This window comes from Paenalcaligenes hermetiae (assembly GCF_039543645.1).
GTDB lineage: Bacteria > Pseudomonadota > Gammaproteobacteria > Burkholderiales > Burkholderiaceae_B > Paenalcaligenes > Paenalcaligenes hermetiae.
This window is the reverse complement of the sequence record NZ_BAABKD010000009.1, coordinates 583,382-606,200: the sequence shown is the minus strand read 5'-3', so window position 1 is coordinate 606,200 and position 22,819 is coordinate 583,382. Positions and strand designations below refer to the sequence as shown.

Genomic DNA, 22,819 nt, shown 5'->3' with positions numbered 1-22,819 from the left:
CTCTTTTTTATACAGGGTTTGCCGTTATGCAATTTGATCAGGTTGGTGCAGACGCACTGATGGAAATTACCTCTCGTCCGGATTTGGTTTTTGTGCGTGGTCAAGGTTCTTGGCTCGAAGATCATAACGGCAAGCGCTACCTTGATATGATTCAGGGCTGGGCGGTGAATGCGTTGGGGCACAGCCCTAAAAATGTTGTCGAAGCCATGTGTAAGCAGGCTTCGGAGCTGATGAACCCTTCGCCAGCGTTTTACAATGCTCCTATGATGGAGCTAGCTAAATTGATTACGCAGCACTCTTGCTTTGATCGGGTGTTTTTTGCCAACAGTGGGGGCGAAGCCAACGAGGGGGCGATCAAGCTTGCCCGTAAGTGGGGGCAGCTCCACCGCCAAGGTGCTTATAAAATTATTACCTTTGAGCACAGTTTTCATGGGCGCACCTTAGCCACGATGTCCGCATCGGGTAAAGCTGGCTGGGATACGATTTTTGCTCCCCAAGTCGATGGCTTTCCTAAGGCTAAGCTCAACGATATTGATTCTGTGCGCGCGTTGGTAGATGAAAAAACCGTGGCTATTATGCTTGAGCCCGTTCAGGGCGAGGGCGGTGTGATCCCCGCCGATCCCGCTTTTATGCAAGCCTTGCGACAAACCTGTGATGAGTTTGGTCTTTTACTCATCGTTGATGAAGTGCAAAGCGGTATGGGGCGCACGGGTAAACTGTTTGCTTACCAGCATTCTGGGGTAGAGCCCGATATTATGACCCTAGGAAAAGGAATTGGTGCCGGGGTACCGTTAGCGGCATTATGCGCCAAAGAGTCAGTCTCATGTTTTGAACATGGGGACCAGGGTGGTACGTATAATGGGAATCCGGTGGTGACAGCGGCAGGCGTAGCGGTTATGCAAACACTAACAGCCGATGGGTTTATGCAAAGCGTTAATGAGCGTGCGCAGCAGCTTTCCGAGGGTTTATTGGCGCTGAGCGCTAAGTGGGGGCTAAAAGGGGAGCGCGGTCAGGGCTTATTACGGGCTTTGATCTTAGATCGTGACGATGGCCCTGCTTTGGTCGAGGCAGCACGAAATCGTAATCCAGAGGGTATGTTGCTGAACTCTCCGCGCCCACATTTGTTGCGCTTTATGCCAGCTCTTAACATTAGCAAAGAGGATTTGGATCAGGCGTTACAGATATTAGATGCCTTGATTGCGCAAGTGCGTAGCTAATCGGCTGTATCACTTAGTGCATGATGTTTCACATGAAACCGACCTTTTGAGGTCGGTTTTTTGTATGCTTAGTGCATACGTCTTAACAAGAGGAGATAAGGTTATGAGTTATGTGTTTAGTCCCCCCGAACAGGTGAGTGTTCCGGTTAAAAATAGTGATCAATGCGTGCCTGTACGTCGGGTATATTGTGTGGGGCGTAATTATGCGGCGCATGCGATTGAAATGGGCTTCGATCCGAATCGAGAACCCCCCTTTTTCTTTTGTAAACCAACGGATGCGATAGTTCCTATTGAAGAGGGCAAACCGTATGCCTGGCCGTACCCTTCTAAGACACAAAACCTGCACTATGAGGCAGAGCTGGTGGCCGTAATAGGTAAAGGGGGGGCGAACATAGCGGTAGAGACAGCCTTAACTCATGTTTGGGGCTATGCCGTAGGGCTGGATATGACGCGGCGCGATTTGCAGATAGAAATGCGAGAAATGGGGCGTCCATGGGAAGTGGGTAAGGCTTTTGATCATTCGGGGCCGATTGGTCCTATTTATCCTGTAGAGCAAGTGGGGCATATCGCTACGGGTGCTATTTGGTTACAGGTTGATGGTGAAGACCGTCAACGTAGTGATGTGAGCCATTTGATTTGGTCGGTTGCCGAAACGGTAGCGTATTTATCTACCTTATTTACGTTGGCACCGGGTGATTTGATTTTCACAGGTACGCCCGAAGGGGTGGGGGCGGTGCACAAAGGGCAGCAAATGCGGCTAGGTGTAGAAGGGCTTGGGGAGCTGTGCCTAGACGTGATGTAAGCCCTAAACATAGCGTTTATTTTGTTCACAGTGAAAAAACCGACCCGTTATGGTCGGTTTTTGTTTGTGGGGTAAATCGTTTGTTTACGTGGAGAAGCGGGGTGTTTGCTGTATGAACAGGCGGCATATAGCTGCCTGGGTTGCTTAGGTGGGTGTGATAATCTGTTTTGCATATGTCAATTGCCTGCCTAGCTTAGGTGGGGCTCTCGTGACTTTTATAAAAATAAAACGAGAGTGATTCAATACAAAATAAAACAGTCATTTAAGGAGTAATCGTATGACGGTGCTGTTGAAGTGTTTGTCTCATACGCCTTTGCGGGGGCTATATGATCCTGAGCCTAGTATTGTCGCGGAGGTAGAGCAGGTATTGGTTCAGGCTAAAGCCGATGTCGAGGCATTTGATCCTGAGCTTATTATTCTATTTGCACCGGATCATTACAACGGCTTGTTTTATGATTTGATGCCGCCGTTTGTGGTGGCGACAGCTGCTGAGTCCGTAGGGGACTACAATACTCCTTTAGGCAATTTATCCATACCCCAAGATTTAGCCTTGGATTTGGTCCGCTATATTCATGACAAAGATGTGGATGTTGCCTTGTCTCATCGCTTACAGGTGGATCATGGCTGCACGCAGATTTTGATGGAGACCACAGGGAGCTTAACGCGTTATCCTGTTATCCCCATTATTATTAACTCAGTGGCGCCGCCATTTAACCCATATCGTCGTATTCGTAAATTAGGTGATGCGATAGGGCAGTTTATTGCTACGCTTAATAAGCGAGTATTGATTTTAGGTTCGGGTGGGCTATCCCATGAACCACCTGTGCCCTTATTAAGTGGTGCCGCATCAGAAGTGGCAGAGTTTTTAATTTGTGGACGTAACCCCACGCCAGAGGCCCGTGCGGCTCGAGAAGCGCGTACGGTTGCAGCGGCAAAAATCTTTGGTACTGCCGAATGCGAGTTAACCCCTTTAAATGCTGAGTGGGATAATGCATTTATGGACTTGTTAGCTAATAACGAGCTAGAAAAAGTCGATGCTTTTGAAGTGGAGGTCATTTCTAAAGAGGCGGGGCGCTCCACGCACGAGGTACGAACTTGGGTCGCTGCGTTTGCGGCATTGGCTGCCCAAGGGGATTACACCGCTACCAAAGACTATTACCGCCCTATCAATGAATGGATTGCTGGATATGGTGTGATTAGCGCGCAGCCTAATTGACATCCTCCCCGGCCTGAAGGCCGGAGATTCCTACGGCGCTCAGGGGCGGCATTGAGCCACTCCTGAGTCGCTTCGGTGGGTTCCTGGGCCGAGTGCGCAACCGCTGCTCGTATCTCCACAGGCGTTACTTCCGGCATGCCCTGCCGTAGGCTGCCTTGGTTGTCGGCAGCAATGCCATTATAGGACGGCTGCGCCGTCCGCGCTATCCTTCCCCGCCCTGAACGGCGGGGCTTGTCGCGCAACGGGGTCATAGGGGTTCGTTTTAGTTCATATAACCAACAAAGGAATACACATGACGGATATTGTGATTAGTGAAGAACAGAGTAGTCGTTTTGTAGACATCGTTGAGGGGGACCTAAAAGCTAAAGTTCACTACAACGATTTTGGTAGTGGTGATGAGGTCGTGATTATGCTGCACGGCTCAGGACCCGGTGCAACAAGCTGGGCAAACTTTAGTCAAAACGTGGAGCCTTTAGTTAAAGCGGGCTATCGTGTGATTTTATTAGATTGTCCCGGCTGGGGAAAAAGCGACCCCATTGTGTCGACAGAGTCACGCTCACATTTGAATGCACAAGCCTTAAAAGGCACGATGGATGCGCTGGGTATTCAAAAAGCGCACTTGATTGGTAACTCCATGGGTGGACACAGTGTGACGGCATTCACACTCGATAACCCAGAGCGTGTGGGTAAACTAATCCTGATGGGGGGAGGTACGGGTGGGTTAAGTACGTTTACCCCCATGCCTACCGAGGGCATTAAGCGCTTACAGGCGTTGTATCGCAACCCTACTCTGGAAAACCTACGCGCGATGATGGACATTTTTGTCTATGATCCCAGCAGCCTAACCGATGAGCTTTTGCAGCAACGCTTAGAGAATATTCTGGCGCGTCAGGATCACTTGGATAATTTTGTTAAAAGTATTGATACCAACCCCCGTCAGTTCCCTGATTTTGGGGCGCGTTTAAGTTCTATCACAGCACCAACATTGATTATGTGGGGGCGTGATGATCGTTTTGTACCCATGGATGCGGCATTACGTTTAGTGGCACATATTCCTAATGCGGAACTACATTTGTTTAATCGTTGTGGCCATTGGGTACAGTGGGAACATAAAGATCGCTTTAATGCGTTAGTATTGGATTTTTTAGCTGCTGATAAATAAATCTTACTGATTTAAATGTAGACGAAGCCCGATATGTGTTATCGGGCTTTTTGCATAAAAAAACCCGCACAGAGGAGTGCGGGTCAATGGGTTCTTAGAGTAAAAACAGGTTTACAAGCTTAGCTTTGTTTTAGGGCTAGACGCCACTGATGTAATAGTGGTTCGGTGTAGCCATTTGGCTGCTCTAAGCCTTTAAAGATCAGGTCGCGAGCGGCTTGATAGGCTTTAGATGTGTTGAAATGGTTGGCCATGGGTAAATAGGCGGCATCGCCTTGGTTCTGTTTGTCGACGATGGCTGCCATACGCTGTAGGGTTTCATCGACTTGCTCGGCGGTGACTACGCCATGTAATAACCAGTTGGCAATATGCTGGCTGGAAATACGTAAAGTGGCCCGGTCCTCCATTAGTCCGACATCGTGAATGTCAGGGACTTTAGAGCAACCAACGCCCTGATCGATCCAACGCACGACGTAGCCCAAAATACCCTGGACATTGTTATCGAGTTCTTGTTGAATTTCTTCGGCAGACCAAGAGGGTTTGTCGACTACGGGGATAGTCAGGATATCGTCCAAAACGGGGGTGTTTTGGCCTTCCATGCTTTTTTGTAAGGCTTGAACATCGATTTGGTGGTAATGCAAAGCATGTAGTGTGGCCGCTGTAGGCGAGGGTACCCATGCTGTATTTCCCCCTGCTTTGAGGTGCCCGATTTTTTGTTCGAGCATGTCAGCCATGAGATCCGGCATGGCCCACATGCCTTTACCGATTTGAGCGCGACCACGTAAACCACAATCTAGGCCTGTTTGAACGTTGTTACGCTCATAGGCGGGTAGCCAGGGTTGGGTTTTCATGTCGTTTTTGCGTACAACGGGACCAGCATGCATACATGTATGGATTTCATCACCGGTGCGATCTAGGAAGCCTGTGTTAATGAAAACCACGCGTTCGCTTGCGGCAGCAATACACGCTTTTAGGTTGATTGTCGTGCGACGCTCTTCGTCCATAATACCCATTTTTAGTGTATTGCGAGGCACTTGGATAAGGTCTTCCGCACGAGCGAAAAGCTCATCGGCAAAGGCGACCTCGTCAGGGCCATGCATTTTGGGTTTAACGATATAGACGGAGCCCGTTTGAGAGTTAAGTTTTAGTTCTAGGTCGCGTTTGGCAATTAAACCAGTGATCACGGCATCCATGATGCCCTCGGGGATCTCGTTACCTTCTTTGTCTAAAATTGCGGGGTTGGTCATGAGGTGACCAACATTGCGGATGAACATCAAAGAGCGCCCAGGGAGCTTTTGCGTGTTGCCTTGTAGGTCGGTGTATTCGCGGTCAGGATTAAGACGACGGGTGAAGGTTTTACCGCCTTTTTCAATGTCCTCGGTGAGCGTGCCGGTAATTAAGCCTAACCAATTGCGATACGCTAAGGTTTTGTCTTCGGCGTCCACTGTAGCTACGGAGTCTTCGCAGTCCATAATGGTGGTGACGGCGGACTCCAGCAAAATATCTTTAATGCCTGCTGCATCGTCTTTGCCAATGGGGTGAGAACGGTCTATTTGAATTTCAAAGTGCAGTCCATTATGGATAAATACGATAGCTTCAGGTTGATTGGTATCCCCACGGTAGCCGAGTAACGCATCGGGTTGTTGTAGTGTTGTGGTTGAACCATCGTCTAGCGTGATGCGTAGTGCCCCGTCTACAATGGCATACGCGGTAGCATTTTTGTGCGAGCCTTGTTGTAGTGGGATGCTTTGATCTAAAAAGTCGCGAGCAAAAGCAATGACTTTTTCACCACGAACCGGGTTGTAAGAGCCAGTGGGCTCGGCGCCATCGGTATGAGGAATAGCATCAGTGCCGTATAGGGCATCATAGAGGCTGCCCCAGCGCGCATTGGCGGCGTTTAATGCGTAGCGGGCGTTAGTAATGGGAACCACAAGCTGTGGGCCGGCTTGGTTAGTAATCGCACTATCAACGTTTTGAGTTTGTACGCGCACATGCTCTGGTTGGGGTAGTAGATAACCAATTTCGGACAAAAAGTCTTTATAAGCCACCATGTCTTGGATGGGGCCAGGGTTAGCTTTGTGCCAGGTATCCAGTTGCTCTTGCAAAGCATCACGCTTGGCGAGTAGCTCACGGTTTTTGGGGGCTAGATCGTGAACCAGTTGACTAAAACCCTCCCAAAAAGCATCGCTATCTAAGCCGCTATGAGGTAGTACTTCGTTTTGAAGAAACTGATAGAGCGTGTTGTCAATGTGTAATTGGTGGCATTGCGTACGATTTGTCATGATTAGCCCTTTGTTACGTCATAATGAAGAGAAGTGTTTTTGCTATGATGGTGACGCAGTTTGTCTGCTCCTGTTATTCATTATGGCGACTAAAACCCATGAAATGAACACTCATTTGAGTTAGTGGATTCGATACTTTAAGTATCGACTGGCGCGCATAAAAACAAGAAATCGGTCGTAGATCGCCGTTTTTTGTTTTTGTGCGGGATAGATTAGCGTTATCACTCACCCTAAAGGATCGTTTTATGCAAGAGATCAAAGCCTCTACGCATGTTATGCGTCTTCCTCCGGCACAGCCGTACGAAGGATTCATGGAACCAGTGGCGGCCACACAGCGTTTGGTCGATTTATATCGGCGTAATACACAGTTTATTCGTGAGCATTTTTTGCAGTGTATGCGTCATGGTTTTCCTGCAGGGGAGCGCTATAGAGCGTGTTATCCTGCAATCCGGATTCGGGTTGATACCCACCAAGAGGTTGATAGCCGTTTGTCTTATGGGCATGTGGTGGAGCCAGGGTTATATGCCACCTCGGTAACGCAGCCAGACTTATTTTTTGATTATTTAGTGGAGCAAATTGGGTTGCTGATTAAAAATCATGGAGTGCCGGTGGAAATCGGGGAGTCCAGTCAGCCCATTCCCTTGCATTTTTGTTTGGGGGACAGCGATGGTAGTCCCGTGATTTATCCTGAGTCCTCTGGGCATGTGTTACGTGATCATTTTGATGTGCCCGATTTGGCGGATATGGATGATGCCATCGTAAATGGCACGTGGCAGCCTAAAAAAGGGGAGCCATTGCCTTTGGCGCCTTTTACGGCGCCGCGTGTGGATTATTCCTTACATCGTTTGCAGCATTACACGGCGACGAAGCCTGCTCATTTTCAGAACTTTGTCCTGTTTACGAACTATCAGTTTTATGTCGATGAGTTTTGTGCTTGGGCCAAGCAGATGTTAATGGAGCAAAAAGGGGGGTATACCGCGCTAGTTGAGCCGGGAAATGTCGTGACTTATGCCGGAGGGCGTACCGAAGGCACACCACCGGGGCGGTTGCCGCAGATGCCGTCTTATCACCTTATGCGGGATAAGCATAGTGGTATTACTCTGATCAATATTGGGGTAGGGCCATCGAACGCAAAAACGATTACAGACCATGTGGCTGTATTACGGCCGTCTGCGTGGTTGATGGTAGGACATTGTGCTGGTTTACGCACTACGCAGCGCTTGGGTGACTATGTCTTGGCGCATGGATATGTACGACAAGATAAAGTGTTAGATGAGGATTTGCCTACATGGGTGCCAGTACCACCTTTGGCGGAAATTCAAATCGCTTTAGAGCAGGCGGTTGCCGAGGTGGCTGGCTTATCTGGCTGGGAGTTAAAACGTATTATGCGTACAGGGACGGTGGCTTCGATTGATAATCGAAACTGGGAGCTGAGTGATCAGTCTGAACCTGTGCGTAAATTATCACAGTCGCGTGCGATAGCTTTAGATATGGAGTCTGCTACGATTGCGGCAAATGGTTTTCGGTTTCGTGTACCGTATGGCACTTTATTGTGTGTGTCTGATAAACCGCTGCATGGTGAGCTAAAATTACCAGGCATGGCAAATGCTTTTTATAGTATGCAAGTAGGTCAGCATTTGCATATTGGGATACGAGCTTTAGAGCTGGTGCGTGATATGCCGCCTGAGCGTTTGCACTCAAGAAAACTACGTAGCTTTATTGAAACGGCTTTTCAGTAATAGTACTTATTAGAGTAGCAGCAACAAAAAAACCGGATTTGATTTGAAAATCCGGTTTTTTTGTTTGTTTAAGCAAGAGGGTTGATTTTTTTACGTATTACGTAATAAATCTTGAATCTCTTCACGGACTGCTTGGCGTATGATTTTTTTCAGCCATTTTTTCTTTTTGGCTTTTTTTCTTTGTTTTTTAGATGGCTTGGGTAAAGCGAGCATGGTGCCCCGACAAGAGGGTGTCCCACATAAGCAAGCGTATTGTTTTTTAAGCGTTTTAGTGATTTTGTCGTCAATGGTAAGCGCATAATCATAAAGCAGCTCTTCACCCGCGGCAATGTCTCTAAGCGCCACAATAAACACACGATTACCGTCTTCGCTTTCATGGCCCTCGCAGTTTGGCTCACAGGAGTGGTTGATATAGCGAGAGTCGTTGCCCCCATTGCCACCGTCAATAATCATGCCGTTGCTGATAGCAAAAAAGAAGGTATGAAACGGGTCGTCTGGATTTGAGGGTTCTTGAGCATCGGCTTGCTCTTGGGTGATATGCACGCCCTCGTATTCCAAAATATATGTACCTTTGGGAATAGGACGGCGCGCGAAAACGCCGTGCCCATGAAGGGGGGAACGGCGAACTTCGTGCCAAGGGTCGGAAGGATGATCCATTCGGTATTAGGCCTCTGAGGTTTTGGCTGCGATGGTTTTCGCTGCCTTTTTAGCGGTTTTTTTCGCTACTTTTTTCGCTGCCGTTTTCGTCGCTTTTTTAGCCGCTTTTTTTGCTGTGGTTTTTTTCGCGGCTTTGCTTGCACGCGGTTCGAACTCAAAGCTAATTTTACCCTTGCTGTCACGCGTTAAAAAGGCTTTGAACTTGCGGTTGGTACGGTTCGAGACAAAATTTTCTAGTAAGTCGGTTTTGCCTTCGGTGAGCAGTTTATGCATTTGCTCACGGGAGATTTCCTGTTGCAGGATGACTTTGTTGCTACGGAAATCACAGCTTTTTTCTGGTCCAACGGCTTTTTCACAAACGTAGCGCACCCCGTGTTCATAGACATTGGCGTTGCATTTTGGGCAAGCTCCTACTGGGGTTTGGTCAGAAAAATCCACCGGCTCGTTGTCTTCGTCATCATTTTGGCCGAAGTCGAATTCGAGTTTGTTTTCATCATTGATGCGTAAGATGGCAGCAAAAGGTCGGCCCATTTTGCTGATGAAGCCGGTTAGAGGGCCAATGGTGCGATTCTGTAGCAGTTCTTCGACCTCGTGGATTTCTAGGGTTTTGCCCCCCGGGTGTTTGCCGATAGAAAAATCGCAAGCGGTACAGGCATAGCGACGATAGTTTTCTTTGACAACGCCGCCACATACTGGGCAGGGCGTAGCTAAAGTGACGTAATCACCAGGAACGGTATCCCGCTCATATTCTTTAGCGCGTCGCACGATGGCTTCGGTCATGTCCTCGATTTTTGCCATAAAGTCGGCGCGGTCGAGTTGGCCTTGCTCGATTTGTTTTAGGCGGTACTCCCAGTCTCCAGTGAGCTCGGGTGAGGTTAGCTCATGGACGCCTAGACCTGCGAGCAGTGTCATGAGTTGCTTGGCTTTAGCTGTTGGGACGAGCTCTCGTCCTTCGCGACGTAAGTAGCCTTCGTTAAGTAAACCTTCGATGATAGCAGCACGAGTCGCTGGTGTGCCTAAACCACGCTCGGACATGGCTTCGCGTAGCGCATCATCATCAACAAGCTTTCCAGCACTCTCCATTGCTGAAAGTAGGGTGGCTTCAGAGAAGCGGGCAGGAGGTTTAGTGCTCAGGGCACGGGCTTCTATATGTTCTGTTTGGACACTTTCGTTGGCTTGTACGGCGATGAGACTATCTTCACTGGTTTGTGCTTCACGACCATAGATGCTGAGCCAGCCCGGGTTGACTAAGACCTTTCCTTCGGTTTTGAAGTGATGTTCGTTGACTCGTGTGATACGAGTGGTAATACGGAACTCTGCGGCTGGGAAGAACATAGCTAAAAAACGACGAGTGACAAGCTCATAGATTTTGAACTCAGCATCACTAAGCTCACGAGGCACTTGCAATGTAGGGATGATTGCAAAGTGATCGGAAACTTTTTTGTCATCAAATACGCGTCGATTTAGTTTGATCCAATCTTGATCGCGAGCTTGTTGTGCAAAAGGTTGGACAGAAGCTGAGGCCGTTGTCCCAGCTTCGGCAATAGCTTGTATCGTATCTTTGACCGTTTGCAGGTAGTCTTCAGGTAAGTAGCGAGAGTCGGTACGTGGATAAGTTAAGGCCTTATGACGCTCGTAGAGGGTTTGTGCTAAAGCCAGCGTGGTTTTAGCAGAAAAACCAAAGCGAGAGTTGGCTTCGCGTTGGAGCGTGGTCAAATCAAACAAGGCAGGAGACTGTTGTTTGGAGGGTTTGGATTCCTCGGTCACGACTCCAGGTTGCCCTACACAAGCTTGCACAATGGCTTGTGCTTGTTCGGCATCCCAAATTCGTGTATCGCGTTTTTCCGCATCGTTTTCATCTTTTGTGAACTTGGGGTCAAACCAGCGCCCAGCGTATTGTCCGGTGGAGGCCGTAAAGTCAGCATGTACCTCCCAGTAATCACGGGGGGTGAAACGACGAATGGCCTCTTCGCGCTCATGAACAATAGTGAGGGTTGGGGTTTGTACACGTCCCACCGGGGTTTTGAAAAAACCACCATCTTTACTATTGAATGCGGTCATAGCTCGCGTACCATTGATGCCGACTAGCCAGTCAGCTTCAGCTCGGGATCTAGCCGCGGCTTCTAGTGGCTTGAGCTCCTCGTCATCACGCAGCTGGTTAAAAGCCTCACGGATAGCTTCGCGCGTCATGGAACGTAGCCAGAGACGTTTAATAGGCTTATTGACGTTAGCATACTGCATGATATAGCGGAAAATAAGCTCCCCCTCGCGTCCAGCATCACAAGCATTGATAACTTTGTCCACGTCTTTACGCTTGAGTAATTTGACTAACAGTTTTAGTCTTTCAGTAGACTTCTTGTCTGATGGGCTAAGTTCAAATTGTGGGGGGATAACGGGCAGATGCGTAAAACTCCATTTGCCTCGGACTGGATCGTTGGGGGCGACAAGACTGAGTAAGTGGCCGATGCTAGAAGCCAATACATAGTTTTCGCTTTCAAAATAATCCCCTTCTCGGGTAAAGCCTCCTAGTGCACGGGAAATGTCCAGGGCAACAGAAGGTTTTTCGGCAATGATCAGAGTTTTAGTCATGGGTGTACCGTAGCTGTAAGTCCGCGTTGATAGCGCAGATCATACGAGGAGAAAAACGCATTATGCAAGTTAAAGTGTTAAAGGGCTCCATTTTGGACCGGCCAGAATGGAAGCAGTTCTTAAGCGCAAGCAGCCTGTTATTGGCTGCGGTGCTGCTTGGAAGCGCGCTGATAATGGCGATTGCCGCCAATTGGCTTAGCTGGCCTAAAGTAGGTCGCGTGGCTTTGTTACAGGGAACTATAACAGTATTTGTATTTTTGGCGTGGTATCGCGCGCAGCAAGTGCCTACAGATTGGTCTAGAGCGCTCAGCCTGTCAAGCATGGGCTTAGCATTAGCTGCCATCGCTGTTGGAGGACTACTGGCCTTAATTGGACAAAGCTATCAAACCGGGGCGGACCCGTGGCAGCTTTTTGCTGTTTGGGCACTGCTGCTGTTGCCATGGTTAGTGGTAACGCGTTCCCTATTTATCATACTGATTGTTTTGTTATTGACAAATGTTGCCGTTTTTTTGTTCCTAGAGGTGGACCCCGCGTGGGGTGGCTTTGCTCTGTTACTGACGCCAAATTCTTCATATGAGCTCATTCTTATTGCTTTGAATGGGGTATTTTTGGCTTTGAGCCATTGGGCGGCGCCTTATTACCGTGATCCGTATTTATTAGTGCGGCGTCTGGCGGCGTTTTTGTTAATGAGTGCCGTGGTGTTTTGGCAAAGCATGGCCTGGTTATATCAAAACACCTACATGGAGTGGCAAAACGGTATCAGTCTTTTGATTTTAGGGGCGCTAGGCGCTTGGTATTTGCGTCGTCAGCAAGACTTGGTTGCAGGGGCTATTTTTTATGGCGGCTTTTATATCGTAGCGCTAGGTTTTTTTGTGGTGACAATAGGGGTGTGGACCTCGTCGGTCGTACTGTTATTTGTATTTTGTGCAGCGGTTGGCTGGGGTTTGATTTGGGATTTACGACGCGTCTGGCATAACACAGAGCCGTCCTCACATCAAAAGGAACCATGGTTTTTGCGTGCGTTCTATTTGGTGGTACAGCATATTGTAGTGATGTTTTTTCTACTAATGTTTTGGATGTTGTTTGGGGTGGTGTCGCCTTTATTTATCCATTTATACTTGCTTGTAGCGCTAGGAATAATTATTTACATACAAAAAAATCCCAATAAATGGTTACAAGATCTGCCTTTGTTTTTATGGTTGAGTAGCGTTTTTTTAGCCGTAGTGAGTTTAGATGTCCTCACTCAGCCTAGTTGGGGGGTGATTGGGTGGCTAGTGGCGCTAAATGGGGTTGTGTATGCGGTGAGTGACTCTCGCTGGACACTACGGTTTAGTAGTGCCTTGATGGCGCTTGGAATCATTGTTAATGGTATTTTTTGGTCATTGGATCAGGTTTGGGAGTATTGGGCTGACTATAGCGATGTGGTGCTAACGGGATTGTTTTTAGGCTGGTTGCTTTTGGCGTGGGTAATGGCGCAAAAGACTCGTTGGCAGCAGAATTTGTCACCGCTTTGGTGGGCATGGGGCACTTTATTAGTAGGAGGGGGGCTACTGAGTGTAGATTTTCCGGCTATAGGTGGTGTGGAGGTAACACTGCAGCGGCTACGTTGGGCTGTGAGTGCTGCGGTTCCTGCTGTCTTTGCTTATGTATTATGGCGGCAGTATGCGTGGGTATGGGTCATAGGAGGCAGTCTACTGCTTGCCATAGTAAGCATGGTTTGGTTATGGGCGGTGCCCTTAGCTAATCTGGCATTAATTGCGTGGTTGTGGTCCTATGCACGGCGAGACCATGTTTTATTATGGTGTGCTGGCATCGTGTTTTTATTTGCCTTAGGCGGGCACTATTATGCACAGGATCGATTGTTGATCACAAAGGCGATGGAGCTTGCCTTGGCAGGAGCCGTATTGGCTTTAATTACTTGGTTACTGCGAGATGATCGGACAAAGCTGGAAGGCACTACGGGTTTAGCCAACAAAGATTTAGGTAAAAAAACGAATGTGCGTCTAGGATTAGGTTTAATTGTGGGGTGGGGGCTAATCCTTAGTGTTTCTGGACTGGATGTGTGGGCAAAAGAAAAGCTTTTGGCTGAAGGGCAGTCGGTGGTGTTGAAATTGGCGCCAGTCGATCCACGAGCATTGATGCAAGGCGATTATATGGCATTAAGTTTCGAAGTGGATCGGTGGTTACGACAGTTACCAGATGCTCAAGCCCCTAGGAGCAGTTTAAGCGCGAAAACGCTCAATGTGTATGTGAGGCCTAATGCTCAGGGGGTGGCGCAGCTTGTGGCCGTGCAAAAGCCCTTAGGTAAGGATGTTTGGTGGTGGGATGAGCACCTGCAACAGTGGGGGTCGCCTTCTCAAGGTGAAAATGGATTGGAACAGACTCAGGTTGTGCAGCTTAAATATAAAAAAGGGCGCTGGTTACCAAGTGGTATTGATGCTTGGTTTTTTCCAGAGGGACAGGCGGCCTATTTTGCGCAAGCACAATATGGCGAATTTAAAGTGACCCCTACAGGTAAAGCGTTGTTATATCAGCTGTTAGATGAAAAAGCGCAGCCATTGACTGCGCCTTAATGAGAAGGAGAAAGGGCTATTAATGACATAAACGATTTTCATCGTCGGTTAATAGCTCTTCGAAAACCAAATGATCGATCTCAACCTCGTGGTTCCATAACACCATCAGAGCAACTATTTTTATAGTGGGAAGCGACACAGGGTATTCATGAATCGCTAAAGTGCGTTCAATCAGGATTTCTCGTAAGGCCGGAGGTAAAGCACCGGAGTTTTCTAAAAAGCGGATAAAAGAAATGGCTTCGTGGCCTAGGGCTTGCTGTTCGTGTTCGGTAAAAACACGAATGCTGTGAGCATGATGTTGAGGTAATAAGGGTTGATGCATGGCCGCGGACTCGCGTAAGCCATGGAGCCAGCTAAGGGCTTCGTTGATTTCCTCGTCCTCAAAACCAATGGCTGCTAGTTTATGCGCTAGGATCTCGGCTTTAGGACAAGCTTGGGGAGTGTAATAGGTTTCAAAAAGATAAACCAATATATCGAACATGGAGTATTACCATCAAAAAAATTGCGCGGCCTACATAAAGCCTACACGGTTTTAAGTAAAACTGTACGCTGAATTAGGCCGCGGTGCAAATCTAGTTGTCTGTAATTTCGATGGCAAGCAGGGCCGCACCCTCAGTGACTTGATCGCCTGCGTTAAAGAAAAGCTCGCTGACGGTGCCAGCATGGGGAGCGGTAATCGCGTGTTCCATTTTCATGGCCTCCAGAACCAGTAGCAGTTGGCCCGCCTCGACGGTGTCCCCAGCTTGTACTGCCAAAGATAAGACTTTGCCAGGCATCGGAGCCGTCAGGCCGCCGCCGTTGTCTTCCTCGGCCAATGGATCCACCGCTAGCGGGTCGACATAAGTAAGATGGCGTTGGATTTTACCGTAGCGGATATCGTACTCTGGGGTTTGCCCATAGACCGTGGCATGAAGACGCTGATCACCTAGGGTAATGGTCACACGTAGAGATTGTTCTGTTGCTTCGACCTGCCAGGCAAATGGCGTAGTGGTGTCGTTGTGTTGTAAATACCATTGATTATGCTCACGGCGTAGTTGTAGGGAACTGGTTTGATCCCCATCGGCAAACACAAAATGGCGGTACAGCAGGTCATTAGCACGCCAAAAATCATTTTGATCCCATGGATCAGCGCTAACCGTTGGGTTTTGACTACAACTTACCCCATATTGGTGTAGCTGTGCGGCCAAGGCTACGGCTAAGTCCAATAGGCCGGCGGGGCGAGGTTGAGGGAAAAGCGAGTCATAACGACGCTCAATAAACCCTGTATCGACATCGCCGGCCATAAAGGCGTCATCGCATGCTAATCGGTGTAAGAAGCGTAGGTTCGTATGTAAGCCGGCAATGTAGCTTTGCTCAAGTGCGTGTTGTAGTTTACGTAGCGCATCTTCTCGGTCTGAGCCATGGACAATGAGCTTGGCGATCATAGGATCGTAAAAGGGGCTGATGCTGTCCCCTTGCAAAATGCCACTGTCTACCCGAACGGGACTAAGGCAGAAGCTTTGGTGTTCAGGGAATACTAAAGTGTGGATTTGACCAATTGAGGGCAAAAACTGATTGTCTGGGTTTTCTGCGTAAATACGGGCTTCAAAAGCATGACCATGAATATGGAGTTTATCTTGCGAGGCGGGCAAGGTTTGGCCGGCGGCAACGCGAAGCTGCCATTCTACCAAGTCAAAACCTGTGATTTGTTCTGTGATGGGGTGTTCAACCTGCAGGCGAGTATTCATCTCCATAAAATAAAAATCATCGCCTTCGCAGATAAATTCTACGGTACCCGCTCCGACATAGTTCACTGCTTGAGCGGCGGCAACGGCTGCGGCTCCCATGGCGGCACGTCGTTCTGGGGTCATGCCGGGGGCGGGGGCTTCCTCGATGACCTTTTGATGGCGACGCTGGACGGAGCAGTCCCGCTCAAATAAATGAACGGTATTGCCGTGGGTATCTGCAAAAATTTGGATTTCAATATGGCGCGGTTTTTGTAGGTAGCGCTCAATGAGAACATGGTCGTCACTGAAACTACTTTTTGCTTCGCGTTTACAAGAAGACAAGGCTTCTAGGAACTGATCGCTCGAGGTCACAATGCGCATGCCTTTACCACCACCTCCGGCGCTGGCTTTAATCAGCACGGGGTAGCCCATCGCGTCAGCTTGTTGGTGTAAAAAGGCGGCATCTTGGTTATCACCGTGATAGCCCGGTACTAAGGGCACATTGGCTTGCTCCATGAGCTGTTTGGCGGCAGATTTGTTTCCCATTGCCGTGATAGCATCTGGCTTTGGACCAATAAAAACCAGACCATTGTCGGCGCAAGCCTGAGCAAATTCCGTGTTTTCAGCTAAAAAGCCATAGCCTGGGTGAATGGCTTGGGCGCCGGTACGTTTGGCGGCGTCAATAATTGCAGCAATATTCAAATAGCTTTTTTGGGGTTCTGCCTCGCCAATGCAAATGGCCTCGTCCCCGGATTTGACATGCAACGCCTCTGCGTCTGCCGTGGAATACACCATGACCGTGCGTATGCCTAAGCGGCGGCAAGTAGCGGCAATACGACAAGCAATTTCACCACGGTTAGCAATTAAAATAGTATCAAACATGGTTTACTCCCTATTACATACGGAACACACCGAAGCGCGTATCTTCGATGGGGGCGTTGAGTGCGGCGGACAGCGCTAGCGCAAGAACACGGCGCGTTTGTGCCGGCTCAATGATGCCATCGTCCCAGAGACGAGCCGAGGCATAGTAGGGGTGCCCTTCGTGTTCGTATTGTTCGCGTATAGGGGCTTTGAAGGCTTCCTCTTCGTCGGCAGACCAGTCTTTACCCGTTTTTTCTAGGTTGTCGCGACGCACCGTAGCTAATACGCTAGCGGCTTGTTCACCCCCCATGACGGAAATGCGGGCGTTAGGCCACATAAAGAGCATGCGAGGATTAAAAGCACGGCCACACATACCGTAGTTACCGGCTCCAAACGAGCCTCCAATAATGACGGTGAGCTTAGGTACCGAAGCGGTAGATACAGCGGTAACCATTTTGGCACCGTGGCGAGCGATGCCTTCGTTTTCGTATTTGCGCCCCACCATAAAACCACTGATATTTTGTAAAAAAATCAATGGGATTTTGCGTTGGCAGCAGAGCTCAATGAAATGCGTTCCTTTTTGCGCGGCTTCGGAAAACAAAATGCCATTATTGGCAATGATGCCAACAGGCATGCCATGTAGATGCGCAAAGCCTGTGACCAGCGTGGTGCCAAAACGGGCTTTAAACTCTTCGAATTTGGAGCCATCGACTAAACGTGCGATGACCTCTCTGACATCGTAGGGCTTGCGGGTGTCGTTAGGGATAATGCCGTTGAGCTCTTCAGGGTCGTAAAGGGGCTCCTCTACGGGTCGCAGTGGCCAGGGATAGGTTTTTTGATGGGTAAGGCGCCCAACGGCTTGGCGTGCCAGTTGCAACGCATGGTCATCGTTTTCTGCTAGGTGGTCGGCGACCCCTGATAAACGGGTGTGTACATCACCACCACCGAGATCCTCGGCGCTGACCTCTTCGCCTGTGGCGGCTTTGACTAAAGGCGGCCCAGCTAAAAAAATCGTGCCTTGGTTGCGCACAATAATGGACTCATCGCTCATGGCGGGTACATAGGCGCCCCCAGCTGTACATGAACCCATGACGGCGGCGATTTGGGCAATGCCTTGGGCAGACATTTGGGCTTGGTTATAAAAAATTCGCCCAAAGTGATCACGGTCGGGAAAGACCTCGTCTTGGTTGGGTAGGTTGGCCCCACCCGAGTCCACCAAATACACGCAGGGTAAGCGATTTTGTTGGGCGATTTCTTGAGCTCGCACGTGTTTTTTAACAGTCATGGGGTAATAGGTTCCCCCTTTGACGGTGGCATCATTACATACAATCATGCACTCAATGCCGTTAATACGACCTATGCCCGTGATAATGCCGGCACCGGGTGCCTCGTTGTTATAGAGGTTATAGGCGGCAAGAGGAGAAAGTTCTAAAAATGGGGAGCCTGGGTCTAAAAGCCGCTCTACCCGTTCACGAGGTAAGAGTTTGCCGCGGTCCAAATGGCGCTGGCGCGCGGATTCGCTGCCGCCTTGGGCAAGCTGTTGGCGTATTTTACGTAAATCTTGAATCAGATTTGCCATAGAAGCGGCGTTTTCCTGAAAGCCCGCCGAACGGGGCTGTACTTTAGTTTTGATAATTGTCATGTCTGTGCTGCCACCTAATATCGTTATGTTTTGGCCGACAGGCCCAAGGGCCTGCCGGGTCTCCTACACAGAAAAGGCGAGTGTGACGCTTAGTCTACGAGCTCTACTGCCATGGCTACGGCTTCGCCGCCACCAATACATAAAGTGGCAATACCGCGTTTACCGCCCTTTTGTTTGAGGGCATGGATCAACGTCGTCACAATGCGCGCACCCGAGGCACCAATGGGGTGACCCAGAGCGGTAGCGCCACCGTAAACGTTAACTTTTTCATGAGGAATGTTGAGGTCTTTCATGGCGGCCATCGTAACAACGGCAAACGCCTCGTTGATCTCAAATAAGTCAACGTCTTCGATTTTCCAACCTGTTTTATCAAGCAGTTTTTGCACCGCACCTACAGGGGCTGTGGTGAACCACTCGGGTTCGTGTGCGTGCTGAGTATGCGCAACGATGCGAGCAAGAGGCTGGGCACCGAGTTCTTTGGCGGTGGATTCTCGCATGAGTACCATCGCGGCAGCGCCATCAGAAATGGAAGAGGCATTTGCGGCAGTGATGGTGCCGTCTTTTTTGAACGCGGGGCGTAAGCTAGGAATTTTGTCAGGCATAGCGCGAGTAGGCGCTTCGTCTGTATCCACAACGGTTTCACCTTTACGCCCTTTAATGGTGACGGGAGCGATTTCAGCTTTAAAGCTGCCGTCTTCTGTTGCCGCGCGCGCGCGACGTAAGGACTCAAGCGCAAAAGCATCTTGTTCTTCGCGTGTAAAAGCGTACTTCTCGGCACAACGCTCTGCCAGCACACCCATAGCAATGCCTTCGTAAGCATCCTCAAGGCCATCTAGCGCCATGTGGTCATATACTTTGTCATGACCATAACGGTATCCAGTGCGTGCTTTAAGTAAGAGGTAAGGGGCGTTGGACATGCTCTCTTGACCACCGGCAACGACGACGTTGGCGCTACCGACTTTGAGCAAGTCGTGACCTAACATGGCGGCTTTCATGCCGGAGCCGCAGACTTTATGAATCGTAGTGCAAGGTGCGTTGCTGGGTAGGCCAGCGCCAATTGCGGCTTGACGAGCAGGAGCTTGACCCTGGCCGGCTTGGAGCACGTTGCCCATGATGACCTCATCAACTTGATCTGGGTTGACTCCAGCACGCTCTAGGGCGGCCTTGATGGCCACAGAGCCGAGCTCATGGGCAGCCAAGGAGGATAGGCTGCCAGTCATTGCGCCCATGGGGGTACGCGCTGCAGAAACAATGACAACATGATCAGACATAATTTGACTCCTAATGCGGTATAACCGTAGTGGGGTTTGCTACCCGACGATGGGGTAAGCGTTTTGATAAATCGTAAGGATAGATATTTTCTAGGCGGCCTTGTGCGACACGATCGCGGCAGGCGTTCCACCAGTCGGCATTGAGTAGCTCAGCGTGGTATTTCATAAAGGCCTCGCGAATACGACGATCCCCTAGTAGAAACCAACGAAATTCTTCCGGGAAAACGTCATTAGGACCAATGGGATACCAAGGTTCGCTGGCTAGCTCGGCTTCTTCGTTAGGTGCAGGAGGAATATGGCGGAAATTCATTTCTGTCATGGTTTGAATTTCGTCATAGTCATAAAACACTAAACGCCCTAATCGAGTTAAACCAAAGTTTTTATACAACATATCCCCTGGGAAAATGTTGTTGGCTGCTAGTTCGCGAATAGCCTCACCGTATTGCTTCACTGCCATTTCTAAAGCCGTACCAGAAGCACGACTTAGGTATATATTAAGCGGTAACATGCGCCGTTCGATATAGACATGACGCAATACAATTAGATCTCCAGTTTCTTCGATTTGGCTGGGGACTTCTTGGCGCAGCTCCTCCAGTAATGCTGGCGAAAAGCGGCGTTTAGGCAGGGCGACTTGCGAGTATTCCCAAGTGTCCGCCATACGACCAGCTCTATCGTGTTTTTTCACTAAGAGGTAGCGGCTTTTAACCGTAGCGTGGTCCATACCATCCTTAGCAATAGTATCGCGTATCATTTTGAATACATAAGGGTAAGAAGGCAGGGTAAATACCGTCATCACCATTCCTTTAATCCCTGGCGCAAGCTGAAACAGATCGCTGGAGTGCCCAAGATGGTGTAAAAAATCGCGATAAAAGAGGTTTTTCCCCTGTTTTTGTAGGCCAATAGCGTTGTAAAACTCGGCGGCGGATTTACGTGGTAAGAGCGACTGTAAAAAATGGACGTAAGCAGAGGGCACTTCCATGTCCACCAAAAAATACGCGCGCGTAAAGCTAAACAATGTACTTAAGTCATCGGCGCTGTCGAGCAAGGCATCGATTTCTATGTGATGGCTGGGGGTATGCGTTAAGGCAATGGCAAAAGGGTGGATGGTGGTATGGTTAATGAATCGTCCAACGATATATGCGCCTTTATTGCGAAAGAAAAGCGTATTGAGCACCTGAATCTGACAGTCTGGTCCAATACGCAAGCCAGGGTCGCGAGGTAAGCGCTGGCGCAGAACATGAATCGCTCGCCGTGCCAAAAGGCGTACATCAGAGGGTAGGTCTGCAAATGGTGAAGCCAACCCAAAATCCGTGATCATTTGTGTTAGTGCGGGGATTAGACCTGTATCTAGTGGGTAGTAAGAACGATACGAAGGCAGGGCACTGTCAATGTATTCGGTGGCGATTGCTGGGCGAACAAAGAGAAAATCGTTGTTGAAATACGTGCGCGATAACACACGACATGAAACGGAATTAAAGAACGTTTCTGCACATTCTGGTTGTTTATGACCAGCAAGTGAGTGCGCAAATTCGCGTTTGACTTGCTGCCAGAACTGCTGCTGTTCGGGGCTGAGCTCCTGTTCATTGGAGGAGGGGGTCAGCGCGGTGTTTTTTAAAACGGGCCCGAGCAGCGCTGCACATTCGCGCACGCGCATATCGTAATATTCAATGCGCTCGCGCGAGAGCTGCTGGATGCCATGCCAATGAGCCGATTCGAATAGGACTTTGGCACGTTGTGCACTATAACGGAACAGAGAATAGTGGCGATTAAAACCTTGTAAGATCATGCTTGCCACGTGCTCGGGGCTAGGCATAGGTCGCTGTGCGGGTTCTATAATCGAGTGGTCTGAAGCAAAAGGCATGGCATTCATAGCAAGTTTAAAGGTTAAGCGGTTTCATTAAAGAGTTCACGACCAATTAACATACGACGAATCTCGCTGGTTCCGGCGCCAATTTCATAAAGTTTGGCATCGCGCCAAAGGCGTCCTGTGGGGAACTCGTTGATGTAGCCATTTCCTCCTAGGATTTGAATGGCTTCGCCTGCCATCCATGTGGCTTTTTCTGCGCTAAATAAAATCGCTGCGGCGCAGTCTTTGCGTACGGTGCGCGAGTGGTTTTCGCCAAGCGCATCTAAGTGTTTAGCAACGCTATAACAGAGTGCACGACTGGCTTGGTGGGTGGTATAGAGGTCTGCGATTTTGCCTTGAATAAGCTGGAACTCACCAATGGCCTGACCAAACTGTTTGCGCTCATGCACATAGGGCATCACTACATCCATGACGGCTTGCATGATGCCTAGTGGGCCACCCGCCAGCACGGCACGTTCGTAATCCAAGCCACTCATCAGGACTTTTACCCCACCATTGACCTCGCCTAATACGTTTTCTTTGGGAACGCGGCAATCTGTGAAAACGAGCTCGCCAGTGTGGCTCCCACGCATACCGAGCTTATCTAGTTTTTGAGCTACAGAAAAACCAGGGAAGTCTTTTTCGATAATAAAGGCGGTGATGCCTCGTTGGTGGGCGGCGGGGTCGGTTTTGGCATAGACGATTAAGGTATCGGCATCCGGACCATTAGTAATCCACATTTTGTGGCCATTGAGTAAGTAATGGTCCCCTTTGTCTTCGGCGCGTAGGCGCATGCTGACCACATCAGAGCCGGCACCGGTTTCGCTCATTGCTAGCGCCCCGATTTGGCTACCATCGACAAGCCCTGGCAAGTATTTGGCTTTTTGCTCAGCGGTGCCGTTTCTAAAGAGCTGGTTAACACATAGATTCGAGTGGGCGCCATAAGACAGACCAACCGAAGCACTGGCTCGGGAAATTTCTTCCATGGCAATCATATGTGCCAAATAGCCCATGTCAGCGCCACCGTATTCTTCGGAGACGGTCAGCCCTAATACACCTAGTTCGCCCAGTTTGGGCCATAGATCCATAGGAAACTGGTCACTTTCGTCGATTTGTTGAGCCAGGGGAGCGATCTCGTTCTCAGCAAAGTGGCGAACGGTATCGCGTAGCATAGTGAGCTCTTCGCTGAGATCAAAGTTTAATCCGGGTAAGTTCATCGTTTGTCTCCAACCAAAAGTACTGCGAGCTAAAAGAAAAGA

Annotated in this window: 15 protein-coding genes; 6 read left to right on the top strand and 9 right to left on the bottom strand. The window is 49.3% G+C overall.

The window, feature by feature from the left end:
- The first annotated feature begins 26 nt into the window (after positions 1-26).
- The 4 genes from ABD980_RS08675 to ABD980_RS08660 all read left to right on the top strand — a co-directional run bounded on the left by ABD980_RS08675 (position 27) and on the right by ABD980_RS08660 (position 4,397).
- On the top strand, positions 27-1,217 hold the full coding sequence (locus ABD980_RS08675) for an acetylornithine transaminase (RefSeq protein WP_345371029.1): 1,191 nt from the start codon (positions 27-29) through the stop codon (positions 1,215-1,217).
- A gap of 103 nt (positions 1,218-1,320) precedes the next feature.
- Positions 1,321-2,019 (top strand): fumarylacetoacetate hydrolase family protein, encoded by a 699-nt coding sequence (locus ABD980_RS08670; protein ID WP_345371027.1) that lies wholly within the window; start codon positions 1,321-1,323, stop codon positions 2,017-2,019.
- A gap of 277 nt (positions 2,020-2,296) precedes the next feature.
- Positions 2,297-3,235, top strand: coding sequence for a 3-carboxyethylcatechol 2,3-dioxygenase (locus ABD980_RS08665; RefSeq protein WP_345371025.1), 939 nt, complete (start codon positions 2,297-2,299; stop codon positions 3,233-3,235).
- Positions 3,236-3,527: 292 nt separating this feature from the next.
- Positions 3,528-4,397 (top strand): alpha/beta fold hydrolase, encoded by an 870-nt coding sequence (locus ABD980_RS08660; protein WP_260650500.1) that lies wholly within the window; start codon positions 3,528-3,530, stop codon positions 4,395-4,397.
- Between the two features lie 119 nt (positions 4,398-4,516).
- Here the strand turns inward: ABD980_RS08660 and ABD980_RS08655 are convergent, their stop codons facing one another.
- Positions 4,517-6,676: a malate synthase G gene (locus ABD980_RS08655; RefSeq protein ID WP_345371023.1), complete on the bottom strand. Its 2,160-nt coding sequence runs from the start codon at positions 6,674-6,676 to the stop codon at positions 4,517-4,519.
- Between the two features lie 245 nt (positions 6,677-6,921).
- Between ABD980_RS08655 and ABD980_RS08650 the strand changes: the two genes are divergently transcribed.
- The gene (locus ABD980_RS08650; protein WP_345371021.1) at positions 6,922-8,415 is read left to right on the top strand and encodes an AMP nucleosidase; all 1,494 of its coding nucleotides are present in this window, start codon (positions 6,922-6,924) and stop codon (positions 8,413-8,415) included.
- A gap of 90 nt (positions 8,416-8,505) precedes the next feature.
- On the opposite strand, the gene ABD980_RS08645 is transcribed toward ABD980_RS08650, so the two are convergent.
- Both ABD980_RS08645 and ABD980_RS08640 read right to left on the bottom strand, forming a co-directional pair.
- Positions 8,506-9,072: an SET domain-containing protein gene (locus ABD980_RS08645; protein ID WP_260650497.1), complete on the bottom strand. Its 567-nt coding sequence runs from the start codon at positions 9,070-9,072 to the stop codon at positions 8,506-8,508.
- A 6-nt stretch (positions 9,073-9,078) separates the two neighbouring features.
- Positions 9,079-11,661 (bottom strand): DNA topoisomerase III, encoded by a 2,583-nt coding sequence (locus ABD980_RS08640; protein ID WP_345371018.1) that lies wholly within the window; start codon positions 11,659-11,661, stop codon positions 9,079-9,081.
- A 62-nt stretch (positions 11,662-11,723) separates the two neighbouring features.
- Between ABD980_RS08640 and ABD980_RS08635 the strand changes: the two genes are divergently transcribed.
- Positions 11,724-14,234 carry a GDYXXLXY domain-containing protein gene (locus ABD980_RS08635; RefSeq protein ID WP_345371016.1) on the top strand — a complete coding sequence of 837 codons (2,511 nt, stop codon included), beginning with the start codon at positions 11,724-11,726 and terminating at the stop codon, positions 14,232-14,234.
- A gap of 19 nt (positions 14,235-14,253) precedes the next feature.
- Here ABD980_RS08635 and ABD980_RS08630 read toward each other — a convergent pair whose 3' ends face one another.
- From ABD980_RS08630 to ABD980_RS08605, 6 genes are all read right to left on the bottom strand, one after another.
- On the bottom strand, positions 14,254-14,715 hold the full coding sequence (locus tag ABD980_RS08630) for a Smg family protein (RefSeq protein ID WP_260650995.1): 462 nt from the start codon (positions 14,713-14,715) through the stop codon (positions 14,254-14,256).
- Positions 14,716-14,806: 91 nt separating this feature from the next.
- Positions 14,807-16,822, bottom strand: a complete 2,016-nt coding sequence (locus ABD980_RS08625; protein ID WP_345371014.1) for an acetyl/propionyl/methylcrotonyl-CoA carboxylase subunit alpha — start codon at positions 16,820-16,822, stop codon at positions 14,807-14,809.
- A 13-nt stretch (positions 16,823-16,835) separates the two neighbouring features.
- On the bottom strand, positions 16,836-18,443 hold the full coding sequence (locus tag ABD980_RS08620) for a carboxyl transferase domain-containing protein (RefSeq protein WP_345371012.1): 1,608 nt from the start codon (positions 18,441-18,443) through the stop codon (positions 16,836-16,838).
- Positions 18,444-18,532: 89 nt separating this feature from the next.
- Positions 18,533-19,714 carry an acetyl-CoA C-acyltransferase gene (locus ABD980_RS08615; RefSeq protein WP_345371010.1) on the bottom strand — a complete coding sequence of 394 codons (1,182 nt, stop codon included), beginning with the start codon at positions 19,712-19,714 and terminating at the stop codon, positions 18,533-18,535.
- Between the two features lie 10 nt (positions 19,715-19,724).
- On the bottom strand, positions 19,725-21,575 hold the full coding sequence (aceK, locus tag ABD980_RS08610; protein ID WP_345371008.1) for a bifunctional isocitrate dehydrogenase kinase/phosphatase: 1,851 nt from the start codon (positions 21,573-21,575) through the stop codon (positions 19,725-19,727).
- A 23-nt stretch (positions 21,576-21,598) separates the two neighbouring features.
- Positions 21,599-22,777 (bottom strand): isovaleryl-CoA dehydrogenase, encoded by a 1,179-nt coding sequence (locus ABD980_RS08605; protein ID WP_260650990.1) that lies wholly within the window; start codon positions 22,775-22,777, stop codon positions 21,599-21,601.
- Between the last annotated feature and the right edge of the window lie 42 nt (positions 22,778-22,819).